Source organism: Streptomyces sp. NPDC007157, assembly GCF_040634235.1.
GTDB lineage: Bacteria > Actinomycetota > Actinomycetes > Streptomycetales > Streptomycetaceae > Streptomyces.
The window spans coordinates 213,204-226,292 of the sequence record NZ_JBEYFE010000013.1 but is presented as its reverse complement, the minus strand read 5'-3'; the positions used below and the strand labels follow the sequence as shown (position 1 = coordinate 226,292).

Below are 13,089 nucleotides of genomic sequence, written 5' to 3'. Positions count from 1 at the left end.
GGGTACGTTCTCGTCCGTGTCCGCACCGAAGTCCCCAGCCGGCCGGTCTCTGCTGGTCGCCTCCGCCGCCCTGCTGTCCCTGTCGCTCACCGCGCCGGCCGCGCTCGCCGCGCCCACGCCCTCGACCAGTCCGTCGGCCACGCCCCCGGCGCGCATGTCGTCGGTCGGCGGCACCCGGCTCGGGCAGCCCGGTACCCAGGTCGATCCGGCCGCCGGGGTGCCGGTGCTGCCGAAGGACATCACGGCCCGTTCCTGGATCGTCTCCGACGCCGAGTCGGGCGAGGTGCTCGCCGCGCACAACGCGCACTGGCGGCTGCCCCCTGCGAGCACCCTGAAGATGCTGTTCGCGGACACCGTGCTGCCGCGGTTCCCGAAGTCGACCCCGCACAAGGTGGTGTCGACCGACCTCGCGGGCATGGGCGCCGGTTCCAGCCTGGTGGGGATAAAGGAGGGCCAGACCTACACGGTCCACGACCTCTGGCTCGGTGTCTTCCTTCGCTCCGGCAACGACGCCGTGCATGTGCTGTCCGCGATGAACGGCGGTGTCGAGCAGACCGTCAAGGACATGCAGGCCCACGCCGACGAGCTCCAGGCACTGGACACACATGTGGTGAGCCCGGACGGGTACGACGCGGCCGGCCAGGTGTCGTCGGCGTACGACCTGTCGCTGTTCGCCCGGTCCGGACTGCAGAAGAAGGACTTCCGGGAGTACTGCTCGACCGTGCGGGCCGCGTTCCCGGGTGACACGACGAAGAACGCCAAGGGCAAGTCGGTGCGCGAGTCCTTCGAGATCCAGAACACCAACCGGCTGCTGAGCGGCGACACCGACGTGCCGGTCTACCAGGGCATCGCGGGTGTGAAGAACGGCAACACCACCAACGCGGGCGCCACCTTCACCGGGGTCGCGGAGCGGGGCGGCAGAGTGCTGCTGGTCACCGTGATGAACCCGGAGAAGAAGGAGCACAACGAGGTCTACAAGGAGACCGCCCAGCTGTTCGACTGGGGTTTCCAGGCGGCCGGCAAGGTGACTCCGGTGGGCGAGCTGGTCCCGCCGAAGGGAGCGGTGGACTCCACCGCGCAGCCGGGGGCGACCGCCTCGGCCTCCGGGGCCGACTCCGGTTCCGGTTCCGGGAAGAACTCCGGGTCGAAGCCGGTGGCCGCCGCCTCGGCCGACGGTTCCAGCGGGGTCGGGGTCGCGCTGGGGATCGCGGGCGGGGCGCTGGTGCTGCTCGTGGGCGCGGCGTTCCTGATCAACCGCCGTTGGCCGCTGCCGGATCTGGTACGTCGGCGGCCTCGTCCGTGATCTCGGTGCCGCTCTCGGTCGCCGTCCAGGCGGCACAGAACAGGACGAGTTTCGAGGTGAAGTTGATCCACAGCAGCAGGGCGACCGGCACGCCGAACGCGCCGTACATGCTCTTCGTGGCGACGCCCTGGATGTAGCCGCTGAGCAGCAGCTTGAGGAGTTCGAAGCCGACCGCGCCGATCAGCGCCGCGACCAGCAGGCGACGGCGCGGCGGTTCGACCCCGGGCAGCAGGGTGAGGAGGTAGAGCAGCACCAGGAAGTCGGCGATCACCGCGACGACGAACGCGATGATCCGCAGCAGCAGGCTGCCCCAGCTGTGCTTGTCGATGCCGAGCTGTCCCGCCGTCCAGCCGACGGCCGCCGTGGCGATCGTGGACACGGCGAGGGTGATCATCAGCGCACCGCCGAGACCGATCAGGATGCCGGCGTCCTTGGCCTTGGCGACGATCAGGTTCTGGTCCTTGTCGGGCAGTTCCCACACCGTGCGCAGACAGTCCCGCACCTGGCCGACCCAGCCGATGCCGGTGAACAGCAGGACGGCACCGGCGATGAGACCGACCGTGCCGGCGTTCTGCACCAGCGAGTTGATGTCCAGCTGGTCGGAGATCCCCGGGAACTGGTCCGCGATCTTGCCTTGCAGGGTGTGCTGCCGAGACTCGCTCAGGGTGGCGGCGGCGATCGCGGCGGCCACGGTCAGCAGCGGGAAGAGCGAGATGAAGCTGATGAAAGTCATGGCGGCGGCCAGCCGGGCCCACTTCACCCGGTCGAGCCGCTCGTACGACCGCCACGCGTGCGTGTGCATCAGCCGGCCGACCAGCGGGCCGACGACGGGAAGTTTTCTCAGCCAGTCCATGATCCGACTCTGCCCTCCGCGCGGAAGACAAATGTACGGGTACCCCAGAAGCGCAGAACCGTGGCAAGCGCCATGCCGACGACCGCGCCGGAGACGGTGTCGGCGCGCTGTGAGGTGAGACCGAGGCCGTAGTGGCTGACGGCGAGGCAGAGCAGCTGGACCAGGGCGCCGGCGAGGTTCACGGCGACGAAGACGGCGTAGGGGCGCAGCCCCGACAGGCGCGCGTTGCGGTAGGTGCCGCGCGCGTTGCCGACGTAGGCGACCGTGCAGCCCGCCAGGAAGGAGAGGGACTTGGCGGTGAGCGGGTCGAGGGCGGCCGGGCCGCGCAGACAGCTGAAGAGGGTGAGGTCGGCGGTGTAGGCGAGCAGGCCGACGGCCGCGAAGCCGATCAGCTCGCGCTGGTGCGCGGTCACCAGTGAGCCACCGCCAGCCCGTACATCGCGAGCCAGGCCAGGCCGATCAGGGCGAGGGCGCGGTCGCGCAGGACGACGTCCTCGGGTTCGCCGGCGGTGCCCCGGTCGGCGAAGACGGCGTAGCGCAGGATCGCCAGGATGAAGGCGACCATGGACAGCTGACGCCACGGCAGCAGGCCCGCGGCGGGGGTGCGGTGGCCCTCCAGGGCCCACAGGCAGTAGGCGAGCACGGCGACCCCGGCGGCGAGCTGCCAGACGAAGCGCAGGTAGCCGGTGGTGTATTCGGTGAGCAACGCGCGCGTGGCGCCCGCCTTGCCCGCCAGTTGCACGGCCTCGGAGTAACGCTTGGCCGACACCATGAAGAGCGCGCCGAAGCCGGTGGTGATCAGGAACCAGCGGGACAGCGGGATGCCGAGCGCGACCCCGCCGATCACCGCCCGCATCAGGAAGCCGGTGGTGACGACGACGAGGTCCACCACCAGGACGTGCTTCAGGGCAACGCAGTACGCCAGTTGCATGCCCACGTAGGCGATCAGGAGGGCCGGGACGAGGGGCGGGGTCAGCCAGACCGCGAGCAGCGGTCCCAGGACGGCCAGGACGCCTCCTGCCACGTAGGCGACGGGGACCGGGACCTGGCCCGCGGCGACCGGGCGGCGGCACTTGGTGGGGTGGGCGCGGTCGGCGTCCGCGTCCCGGGCGTCGTTGATCAGGTAGACGGCGGCGGCGCAGGTCGTGAAGAGGACGAAGGTGAGGGTGAGCGAGAGGAGCGCGTGCGCGGAGAAGAGCCGGCCGGCGGCGGCCGGGGCGGCGATGACGAGGGTGTTCTTGACCCACTGTTTGGGGCGGGTGGTCTTCAGCAGGCCTTTGAGCAGACCGCCGGGGGTGACCCGCGCGCGGGCCGGTCCGTTCGTCGGTCCGTGCGCCGGTTCGTGCGGCCGGGCGGGGTGGCCGCGCTGCTCGTGCAGATTCGTTTCAGCAGTGCCGTCGGCCGTCGCCTCGGTGGCGCCGGCCGTCGCTTCGACGGAGTCGGCGGTCGCTTCGGTGGCGGCGTGCGCGGTCTCGGTCACCCACGCCTCCCCGCGCACGCGGAATCCGGCACTCCTCCGCGCATCCACCGCGCCCCGGCGCGCGCCGTGAGCGCCCCCAGGGCCGCGCCCGCGGCGACGTCCGACGGGTAGTGCACGCCGACGACGAGCCGGGAGAGGCACATGGCGGCCGCCAGGGGCGCGAGGGCGGGCGCGCCGAGCGCCCCGAAGGCGACGGCGGCGGCCGCGGCGGAGGTGGCGTGCGAGCTGGGGAAGGAGTGCCGGCCCGCGGTACGCACCCGGGGCCGCACATGCGCGGGGCGCGCACGGCGCACGAGCCGTTTGACGCTCATGCTGCCGAGGTGCGCGCCCGCGACGAGCGCCGTGCCGCGCAACCAGGCGCCGCGTCGCGCGCCGTCCACGGCGGCCCCCGCGAGGCCGGCCGCGAGCCAGAGCGCGCCGTGCTCACCGGCGACGGAGAGACCGCGCGCGGCCGACGCGACGCGTGGATCGGCACCGCAGGCGTGCAGCGCGGAGAGGATCCGGTGGTCCATGTCGTCCATTGGACTCACTGTTCACCTTGATCCCGCCAAAGCTACGACCATATTGAGCGACATTCCGATAATCACCCGTTTCGGGGAGTCAGGTGATCTTCTGTAACCAATCACCAATAGCACCCATAACACCCATACGGCAGCGATACGGTCGCCCTCATGCCTGGAAAGCCTGGCGGGCCCGCAGGTCCCGCCGAGTCCGCACCCCCCGGAACCACCGTGTCCGTCACCGGCTGGGGCCGCACCGCCCCCACCGCCGCCCACCTGATCCGTCCCCGGACGTACCAGGAGGCGGCGAACGCCGTCCGGGACTGCGGGGCACGCGGCGGCATCGCGCGGGGCCTGGGGCGCGCGTACGGGGACGCGGCGCAGAACGCCGGCGGCGCCGTGCTCGACATGACGGGCCTCGACCGCATCCACGCCATCGACGCCGACGGCGGCACCCTCCTGTGCGACGCGGGGGTCTCCCTGCACCGCCTGACGGAGGTGCTGCTGCCGCTCGGCTGGTTCGTCCCGGTGACCCCGGGGACCCGCCAGGTGACGGTGGGCGGCGCGATCGGCGCCGACATCCACGGCAAGAACCACCATGTCTCGGGATCCTTCTCCCGTCACGTGCTGTCCTTCGAACTCCTCACCGCGGACGGCCAGGTCCGCACGGTGAGCCGCGGCACCCCGCTGTTCGACGCGACGGCCGGCGGCATGGGTCTGACCGGAGTGATCCTCACGGCGACCGTCCGCCTTCTCCCGGTCGAGACGTCGTACATGACGGTCGACACCGAACGCGCCACCGACCTCGACGACCTGATGCACCGCCTGACCACCACGGACCACCACTACCGCTATTCGGTCGCCTGGATCGACCTGCTGGCGCGTGGGGCGGCGACCGGGCGCGCGGTGCTCACGCGGGGCGACCACGCGCCCCGGGAGGCGCTCGGTGAGGACACGCGCGCCGGGCGTGCACCACTCGCCTTCCGCCCCCGTCAGCTCCCGGCCGCCCCCACGTTCGTCCCCGAAGGCCTCCTGGGCCGCACCACCGTCGGTCTCTTCAACGAACTCTGGTACCGCAAGGCGCCACGCGCGCGTACCGGCCAACTCCAGCGCGTCTCCGCGTTCTTCCACCCCCTGGACGGCGTCCCGCACTGGAACCGCGTCTACGGCCGAGGCGGCTTCGTGCAGTACCAGTTCGTCGTCGGCTACGGCCAGGAGGACGCCCTGCGCCGGATCGTGGCCCGTATCTCCGAGCGCCGCTGCCCGTCCTTCCTGGCCGTCCTCAAGCGCTTCGGCGACGCCGACCCCGGCTGGCTCTCCTTCCCCGTGCCCGGCTGGACCCTCGCGCTCGACATCCCGGCCGCGCTGCCGGGCCTCGGCGCGTTCCTCGACGAACTCGACGAGGAGGTCGCGGGCGCCGGCGGCCGCGTCTACCTCGCCAAGGACGCCCGGCTCCGCCCCGACCTGCTCGCCGCGATGTATCCACGGCTCGCCGACTTCCGCGCCCTGCGTGCGGAGTTGGACCCGCGCGGGGTGTTCGTCTCCGACCTGTCCCGCCGTCTCGGCCTCTAGGAGCTGATCGCTGTCATGAAGGACGCCTTCGGAATGCCCCAGTCCCTGCTCGTGCTCGGCGGTACGTCCGAGATCGCGCTGGCCACCGCGCGCCGGCTGATCGCCCGCCGCACCCGCACGGTCTGGCTGGCCGGCCGCCCCTCCCCCGCCCTCGACCACGCCGCCGGACATCTGCGCACGCTGGGCGCCGACGTCCGCACCGTCCCCTTCGACGCGCTCGACCCCGAGTCCCACGAGGCCGTCCTCGGCAAGGTCTTCGCCGAGGACGACATCGACATGGTGCTGCTCGCCTTCGGTGTCCTGGGCGACCAGGCGACCGACGAGCGGGAGCCGGTGCAGGCCGTGCGGGTGGCGCAGACCAACTACACGGGCGCCGTTTCGGCGGGCCTGGTCTGCGCGCGGGCCCTGCAGACGCAGGGCCACGGCTCACTGGTGGTGCTGTCCTCGGTGGCCGGGGAGCGGGCGAGGCGCTCCAACTTCATCTACGGCTCCAGCAAGGCGGGCCTGGACGCGTTCGCCCAGGGCCTGGGCGACGCGCTGCACGGGACGGGCGTGCACGTGATGGTCGTACGGCCGGGGTTCGTGCGGTCGAGGATGACGGCCGGACTGGCGGAGGCGCCCCTGGCCACGACCCCGGAGGCGGTGGCGACGGCGATCGAGACGGGGCTGCGCAGGCGCTCGGAGGTGGTGTGGGTGCCGGGGGCGCTGCGGGTGGTGATGTCGGCGCTGCGGCACGCGCCGCGGTCGGTGTTCCGGCGGCTGCCGATCTAGGGCCTGTCCTGGTCGGCTACCGGCTGGCGATGGTGTCCCGCTCCGCGTGCCCCACCTGAGGCGGCACGACGGAGCCCCCGAACACGTACTCGTGCAGCTTCCGCCACACGCCGTCGGAACCCTGCTCGTAGAGGGCGAACCCCATGCAGGGCCACTCGGCCTCGTACCCCGCCAGCTCGGCGAAGGCCCGGTCCATCGCCGCCTCGTCGATCCCGTGCGCGACGGTGACATGCGGGTGGTACGGGAACTGCAGCTCGCGGTCGAGCGGCCCGGACGCGGCACGGACCCGCTGCTGGAGCCAGGCGCAGTCGTCCGCCCCCTGGACCACCCGGACGTACACGACCGGCGAAAGGGGCCGGAAGGTGCCCGTGCCGCACAGCCGCATCGGGAACGGCCGGCCCACCGCGGCGACCTCGCCCAGGTGGGCCTGGACGGCGGCCAGCTCGCCCTCGGCGATCTCCGTGGGCGGCAGCAGCGTGACGTGCGTGGGGATGCCGTGGGCCGCGGCGTCGCCGAAGCCCGCGCGCCGCTCCTGGAGCAGGCTGCCGTGAGGCTCCGGGACCGCGATCGAGACGCCGATCGTTACGGTCCCCACGTCATCTCCTGTCGGTCGTGATGGCCGGACGCGTGTCGGGTTCGTACCCGGCCGTCCGTCTATCGACTGTACGGCCACGGCCGCCTTCCGGGCAGCCGTGGCCGAAGTGATGTGCAGCGCTCCCGTGCGCTCCCCCGAGCGCCCCGAGCGCCCCGAGCGCCCCCGGCGCCCCGCTCGGTACCGTCGGCGCTCCGCCCGGCGCTCGGCGGGTCAGTGCTCGGCGGGTCAGTGCTTGGCGGGCAGGAAGCCCACCCGGTCGTAGGCCTGGGCCAGGGTCTCCGCGGCGACGGCGCGGGCCTTCTCCGCGCCCTTGGCGAGGATCGAGTCGAGCGTCTCCGAGTCGTCCAGGTACTGCTGGGTGCGCTCCCGGAACGGGGTCACGAAGTCGACCATGACGTCGGCGAGGTCCGTCTTGAGCGCGCCGTACATCTTGCCCTCGTACTCCTGCTCCAGCTCGGCGACCGACTTGCCGGTGAGGGTGGAGTAGATGGTGAGGAGGTTGCTGACGCCCGGCTTGTCCGCCACGTCGTAGCGGATGACCGTGTCGGTGTCGGTGACCGCGCTCTTGACCTTCTTGGCCGTCGTCTTCGGCTCGTCGAGGAGGTTGATGAGGCCCTTCGGCGTGGACGCCGACTTGCTCATCTTGATCGACGGGTCCTGGAGGTCGTAGATCTTCGCCGTCTCCTTGAGGATGTACGGCTTCGGGATCACGAAGGTCTCGCCGAAGCGGCCGTTGAAGCGCTCGGCGAGGTCGCGGGTGAGCTCGACGTGCTGGCGCTGGTCCTCGCCGACGGGCACCTCGTTGGCCTGGTAGAGCAGGATGTCGGCGACCTGGAGGATCGGGTACGTGAACAGGCCGACGCTGGCGCGGTCCGCGCCCTGCTTGGCCGCCTTGTCCTTGAACTGGGTCATCCGGCTGGCCTCGCCGAAGCCGGTGAGGCAGTTCATGACCCAGGCGAGCTGCGCGTGCTCGGGGACGTGGCTCTGCACGAAGAGGGTGCAGCGGTCCGGGTCCAGGCCGGCGGCGAGCAGCTGGGCCGCGGCGAGGCGGGTGTTGGCGCGCAGGTCGGCGGGGTCCTGCGGGATCGTGATCGCGTGCAGGTCGACGACCATGTAGAAGGCGTCGTGGGATTCCTGGAGGGCTACCCACTGGCGGACGGCGCCGAGGTAGTTGCCGAGGTGGAACGAGCCGGCGGTGGGCTGGATGCCGGAGAGCACGCGGGGTCGATCAGAGGCCATGCCCCCATTCTCGCAGAGGGTGCGGGTGGGATTGGTCTCCGCGGTGGGGGGGGTGTCCGATGCGCGGGGGACTGCGGCGCCGTTGTGGCCGGTCGCGCAGTTCCCCGCGCACGTCAGGGGGCGCTGCCCCTGACGGCGTTGATCAGCCCAGGTCGATCTCCGGGTACAGCGGGAAGCCCGCCACCAGGTCCGTCGCGCGCTGGGCGATCTCCGTCGACACCTTCTCGTCCAGGACGTGCGAGGCCTTGCTCGGCGCGCCCGACTTCGTCGTGCCCGGCTCGGTCGCCGTCAGGACACGGTCGATCAGGGCCGCCACCTCGTCCATCTCGGCCGTGCCCAGGCCGCGCGTGGTCAGGGCCGGGGTGCCGATGCGGATGCCGGAGGTGTACCAGGCGCCGTTCGGGTCGGCCGGGATCGCGTTGCGGTTCGTCACGATGCCGGAGTCGAGGAGGGCCGTCTCGGCCTGGCGGCCGGTGAGGCCGTAGGACGACTCGACGTCGATCAGGTTGAGGTGGTTGTCCGTGCCGCCGGTGACCAGGGTGGCGCCACGGCGCGTCAGCCCCTCGGCCAGGGCACGCGCGTTGTCGACGATGCGCCGGGCGTAGTCCTGGAAGGCGGGCTGCCGGGCCTCGGCGAGGGCGACGGCCTTGGCGGCCATGACGTGCGGGAGCGGGCCGCCGAGGACCATCGGGCAGCCGCGGTCGACCTGGTCCTTCAGCGAGTCGTCGCACAGGACCATGCCGCCGCGCGGGCCGCGCAGCGACTTGTGGGTGGTGGTGGTCACGATCTGGGCGTGCGGGACCGGGTCGAAGTCACCGGTCAGGACCTTCCCGGCGACCAGGCCCGCGAAGTGCGCCATGTCGACCATCAGGGTCGCGCCGACCTCGTCGGCGATCTCCCGCATGATCCGGAAGTTCACCAGACGGGGGTACGCGGAGTAGCCGGCCACCAGGATCAGCGGCTTGAACTCGCGGGCCTGGACACGCAGCGCGTCGTAGTCGATCAGGCCGGTCGCCGGGTCGGTGCCGTAGGAGCGCTGGTCGAACATCTTGCCGGAGATGTTCGGGCGGAAGCCGTGGGTGAGGTGACCGCCGGCGTCCAGGGACATGCCGAGCATCCGCTGGTTGCCGAAGGCCTGCCGCAGCTCGGCCCAGTCGGCCTCGGAGAGGTCGTTGACCTGGCGGACGCCCGCCTTCTCCAGGAAGGGGACCTCGACGCGGTCGGCGAGGACGGCCCAGAAGGCGACCAGGTTGGCGTCGATGCCGGAGTGCGGCTGGACGTAGGCGTGCCGGGCGCCGAACAGCTCTCGGGCGTGCTCGGCGGCGAGCGCCTCGACCGTGTCGACGTTGCGGCAGCCGGCGTAGAAGCGGCGGCCGACGGTGCCCTCGGCGTACTTGTCGCTGAACCAGTTGCCCATCGCGAGCAGGGTCGCCGGGGAGGCGTAGTTCTCGGAGGCGATCAGCTTGAGCATCTCGCGCTGGTCGTGGACCTCCTGGCCGATGGCGTCGGCGACCCGCGGCTCGACCGCGCGGATCACGTCGAGGGCGGCGCGGTACGCGGTGGACTCGGTGGAGAGGGGCGCGGACTTGTCTGACATTCGGGACCTCCGGACATGGCGTTCGGCGTTCACGGTTCGGCCCAGGCGCACGGCACTCGATCAGACACAGGCCGCTCCCCGATGGTCGGTCCCATCCCAGCGCGCCAGTCACGGCCCGCTGGTCAGACTACCCGGCACGCCGGGCCCGGGGGCCGTGGCGTCCACCAGTCGGGCAGGGGCAGAGGGTAGTAAGGGGGCACCTCGCCGCGTTCTCTGGAGTCGCCGTGACCACTACGGAAGCCCTCATCGCCGCCGCCGACGCGCACAGCGCGCACAACTACCACCCGCTGCCGGTGGTGATCGCCACGGCCGAGGGGGCGTGGATGACGGACGTGGAGGGGCGCAGGTACCTGGACTTCCTGGCGGGTTACTCGGCGCTGAACTTCGGGCACGGCCACCCCCGGCTGGTGGCGGCGGCGAAGGCGCAGCTGGAGCGGGTGACGCTGACGTCCCGCGCCTTCCACCACGACCGGTTCGCCGCGTTCTGCACGGAACTGGCGGAGCTGTGCGGGATGGAGATGGTGCTGCCCATGAACACGGGGGCGGAGGCGGTGGAGACCGCCGTGAAGACCGCCCGGAAGTGGGGGTACCGGGTCAAGGGGGTGCCGTCGGAGAGGGCGAAGGTGGTGGTCGCCGGCGGCAACTTCCACGGCCGTACGACGACGGTGATCAGCTTCTCGACCGATCCCGAGGCACGGGCGGACTTCGGGCCGTACACCCCCGGCTTCGAGATCGTTCCGTACGGCGATCTGACGGCCATGCGGGCCGCGTTGACCGAGAACACGGTGGCGGTGCTGCTGGAGCCGATCCAGGGCGAGTCCGGGGTGATCGTGCCGCCGGAGGGCTATCTGGCGGGGGTGCGGGAGCTGACGCGCGAGCGGGATGTGCTGTTCGTCGCGGACGAGATCCAGTCCGGACTCGGGCGGACCGGGCGGACCTTCGCGTGCGAGCACGAGGGGGTCGTACCGGATGTGTACGTCCTCGGGAAGGCGCTGGGGGGCGGGGTGCTGCCGGTGTCGGCGGTGGTGGCGCGGGCCGAGGTGCTGGAGGTCTTCCGGCCCGGCGAGCACGGGTCCACCTTCGGCGGGAACCCGCTGGCCTGTGCGGTGGCGCTGGAGGTGATCGCGATGCTGCGCAGCGGTGAGTACCAGGAGCGGGCGGCCGAGTTGGGGGAGGTCCTGCATCGGCGGCTGGCGGAGATCGCGGGCAGTGGGCGGGTGACCGCCGTGCGGGGGCGGGGGCTGTGGGCGGGCGTGGACGTGGATCCGGCGGTGGGATCGGGGCGGGTGGTGTCGGAGCGGTTGATGGAGCGGGGGGTGCTGGTGAAGGACACGCACGGGGCGACCGTGCGGGTGGCTCCGCCGTTGGTGGTGGCGGAGGAGGATCTGGAGTGGGGGGTTGAGCAACTGTGGGAGGTCCTGAGCGCCTGAGGGGGTGCCGCCGCGAGACGAGCGCGAGTGCCGGTGCGCCGTGGCTCGCCGCGCCCACGCGGCGGTTGCCGCGGATCCGATACAGCCCCACGCCCCTATGGGGCGCTCCCGTGCGGGGCGTTCAAAGAATCACGTGCGGGGCGTTCAAAGAATCACGTGCGGGAGGAAGCGCGCGTAGTCGTCCGTCACCAGGCCCGCCGACTCCCTGATGCCCAGGCCCGCCGGCTCCTCCCCCACCACCCACGCGCCCAGCACGACGTGGTTGCCGTCGAAGGTCGGCAGGGGGGCCAGCTCCTGGTAGCAGCACGCCTCGTGACGCTGGACGGCCGCCGTGCCCGGGGTGTGCACCCGCACGCCGGCGCCCTCCCGGCCCAGCAGCGGCTTGCTGACGTACCCCTTGCCGGCCGCCAGCTCCCTGGGGCCGTCGACGTAGGCCGGCAGCAGGTTCGGGTGCCCCGGGTACAGCTCCCAGAGGATCGCCAGCAGCGCCTTGTTGCTCAGGAGCATCTTCCAGGCCGGCTCTATCCACATCGTGGTGCCCGTGCCGCCGCCGTTGTCCAGGGTGTCGAGGACGTGGCCGCCGAAGGCGTCGGTCGTGAGCCATTCCCAGGGGTAGAGCTTGAAGCAGCTGCGGATGAACCGGAGCCGGTTGTCGACGAAGCGGCCGGAGAGGGTGTCCCAGCCGATCTCCTCCATGGAGATCCACTCGGTGTCCAGGCCCGCCTGCTCGGCGGTCTCCTTCAGGTAGGCGACCGTCATCAGGTCCTCGCCGAGTTCGTCGGCGGCGGAGTGGGCGAAGTGGAGGGGGATGCCGGGCGGGAGCAGCCGGGCCTGCCGCTGCCAGGCGGCGACGAGGCGTTCGTGGAGACTGTTCCACTGGTCGGCGCCCGGGAAGCGGTCCTCCATCCAGAACCACTGGGCCGAGGCGGCCTCCACCAGGGAGGTGGGGGTGTCGGCGTTGTACTCCAGGAGCTTCGCCGGGCCGGTGCCGTCGTGGCGGAGGTCGAAGCGGCCGTAGAGGGAGGGGAGTTCGGAGCGGCGGTGCCAGGACTCGGTGACGGCGGCGCGGATGCGGGGGTCGGTGATGCCCAGTTCGGCGAAACGATCCTGCGCCACGATGTGGCCGGCCGCGGCCAGACACATGGCGTGCAGCTCCTCGACCACCTCCTCCAGCGCTTCCACCTCCTCCAGGGTGAAGACGTAGTACGCGCTCTCGTCCCAGTACGGGCGCAGGGCGCCGTCGGGATGGCGGGTGAGGGGGTAGATCAGGCCCTGTTCCTCGACGGTCCGCTGCCAGCCGGGACGGGGTGCGACGGTACGGCGCTCCATCGCGGGGTCAGCCGCCGGAGCTGCCGTGGCCGCTGCCGTGCCCGAACCCGCCGCGGTGGACGCCGTGGCCGCCGCTGGACGAGCCGCCGGAGCCCTTGGCCGGCTTGATGAACGAGCCGCCGCTGACCCAGCCGCTCTTCTTCTTGCCGCCGTAGTAGTAGGCGCCGTCGACAGCGGCCTTGGTGGAGCCGCAGTTCTTGTCGGAGACGACCTGGTAGCCCTTGGTGGCGGTGTAGCTGTTGCGGTCGACACAGCGCTTGTCGGGCTCGGAGGAGCAGGCGGTGAGGGCGGCGGCCAGCAGGCCCATGCCGCCGAGGACCACGGTGCCCGAGCGGAGTTGTCGGCGTGCGTCAGCCATGTTCGTGTTCCCCCGTGTGGCGTGCGGTGGGCCGACGGGAGTCCAGTGATCGCCGGCCGGGT

The 13,089-nt window shown here is 71.9% G+C and carries 13 protein-coding genes and 1 riboswitch; of the genes, 4 read left to right on the top strand and 9 right to left on the bottom strand.

Annotation, left to right across the window (positions count from 1 at the left end; genetic code table 11):
• The first annotated feature begins 16 nt into the window (after nt 1–16).
• On the top strand, nt 17–1,303 hold the full coding sequence (locus ABZ642_RS24500) for a D-alanyl-D-alanine carboxypeptidase (protein WP_360487830.1): 1,287 nt from the start codon (nt 17–19) through the stop codon (nt 1,301–1,303).
• Here the strand turns inward: ABZ642_RS24500 and ABZ642_RS24495 are convergent.
• From ABZ642_RS24495 to ABZ642_RS24480, 4 genes are read right to left on the bottom strand one after another with little or no spacing between them, the layout of a single operon-like run.
• The gene (locus tag ABZ642_RS24495) at nt 1,251–2,156 is read right to left on the bottom strand and encodes a YihY/virulence factor BrkB family protein (RefSeq protein ID WP_360487827.1); all 906 of its coding nucleotides are present in this window, start codon (nt 2,154–2,156) and stop codon (nt 1,251–1,253) included. The two genes, ABZ642_RS24500 and ABZ642_RS24495, sit on opposite strands and share 53 nt — an antisense overlap.
• On the bottom strand, nt 2,144–2,569 hold the full coding sequence (locus tag ABZ642_RS24490) for a GtrA family protein (RefSeq protein ID WP_360487824.1): 426 nt from the start codon (nt 2,567–2,569) through the stop codon (nt 2,144–2,146). The genes ABZ642_RS24495 and ABZ642_RS24490 overlap by 13 nt, the downstream gene beginning before the upstream one ends.
• Nucleotides 2,566–3,636, bottom strand: a complete 1,071-nt coding sequence (locus tag ABZ642_RS24485; RefSeq protein ID WP_360487821.1) for a decaprenyl-phosphate phosphoribosyltransferase — start codon at nt 3,634–3,636, stop codon at nt 2,566–2,568. The genes ABZ642_RS24490 and ABZ642_RS24485 overlap by 4 nt, the downstream gene beginning before the upstream one ends.
• On the bottom strand, nt 3,633–4,157 hold the full coding sequence (locus tag ABZ642_RS24480; protein WP_360487818.1) for a phosphatase PAP2 family protein: 525 nt from the start codon (nt 4,155–4,157) through the stop codon (nt 3,633–3,635). Before ABZ642_RS24480 ends, ABZ642_RS24485 begins: the two co-directional genes overlap by 4 nt.
• 150 nt (nt 4,158–4,307) lie before the next feature.
• Here ABZ642_RS24480 and ABZ642_RS24475 point away from each other — a divergent pair, with 150 nt between their 5' ends.
• Nucleotides 4,308–5,708, top strand: coding sequence for an FAD-binding oxidoreductase (locus ABZ642_RS24475; RefSeq protein ID WP_360487815.1), 1,401 nt, complete (start codon nt 4,308–4,310; stop codon nt 5,706–5,708).
• Between the two features lie 15 nt (nt 5,709–5,723).
• On the top strand, nt 5,724–6,479 hold the full coding sequence (locus ABZ642_RS24470) for a decaprenylphospho-beta-D-erythro-pentofuranosid-2-ulose 2-reductase (RefSeq protein WP_360487812.1): 756 nt from the start codon (nt 5,724–5,726) through the stop codon (nt 6,477–6,479).
• A gap of 16 nt (nt 6,480–6,495) precedes the next feature.
• On the opposite strand, the gene ABZ642_RS24465 is transcribed toward ABZ642_RS24470, so the two are convergent.
• From ABZ642_RS24465 to ABZ642_RS24455, 3 genes are all read right to left on the bottom strand, one after another.
• Entirely contained in the window at nt 6,496–7,074 is a 579-nt protein-coding gene (locus tag ABZ642_RS24465) for a 2'-5' RNA ligase family protein (protein WP_360487809.1), read from the bottom strand.
• A gap of 225 nt (nt 7,075–7,299) precedes the next feature.
• Complete coding sequence (gene trpS, locus ABZ642_RS24460; RefSeq protein ID WP_360487806.1) at nt 7,300–8,313, bottom strand: tryptophan--tRNA ligase; 1,014 nt, start codon at nt 8,311–8,313, stop codon at nt 7,300–7,302.
• Nucleotides 8,314–8,455: 142 nt separating this feature from the next.
• Nucleotides 8,456–9,910 carry a glycine hydroxymethyltransferase gene (locus ABZ642_RS24455; RefSeq protein ID WP_360487803.1) on the bottom strand — a complete coding sequence of 485 codons (1,455 nt, stop codon included), beginning with the start codon at nt 9,908–9,910 and terminating at the stop codon, nt 8,456–8,458.
• A 32-nt stretch (nt 9,911–9,942) separates the two neighbouring features.
• A riboswitch (ZMP/ZTP riboswitch) is annotated at nt 9,943–10,032 on the bottom strand.
• A 102-nt stretch (nt 10,033–10,134) separates the two neighbouring features.
• Here ABZ642_RS24455 and rocD point away from each other — a divergent pair.
• Nucleotides 10,135–11,340: an ornithine--oxo-acid transaminase gene (gene rocD / locus ABZ642_RS24450; RefSeq protein ID WP_360487800.1), complete on the top strand. Its 1,206-nt coding sequence runs from the start codon at nt 10,135–10,137 to the stop codon at nt 11,338–11,340.
• 144 nt (nt 11,341–11,484) lie between these two features.
• On the opposite strand, the gene ABZ642_RS24445 is transcribed toward rocD, so the two are convergent.
• Together ABZ642_RS24445 and ABZ642_RS24440 are read right to left on the bottom strand one after the other, a co-directional pair.
• On the bottom strand, nt 11,485–12,669 hold the full coding sequence (locus ABZ642_RS24445) for a glutathionylspermidine synthase family protein (RefSeq protein WP_360487797.1): 1,185 nt from the start codon (nt 12,667–12,669) through the stop codon (nt 11,485–11,487).
• Between the two features lie 7 nt (nt 12,670–12,676).
• Nucleotides 12,677–13,027: a hypothetical protein gene (locus ABZ642_RS24440; protein WP_360487794.1), complete on the bottom strand. Its 351-nt coding sequence runs from the start codon at nt 13,025–13,027 to the stop codon at nt 12,677–12,679.
• Nucleotides 13,028–13,089: the final 62 nt, after the last annotated feature.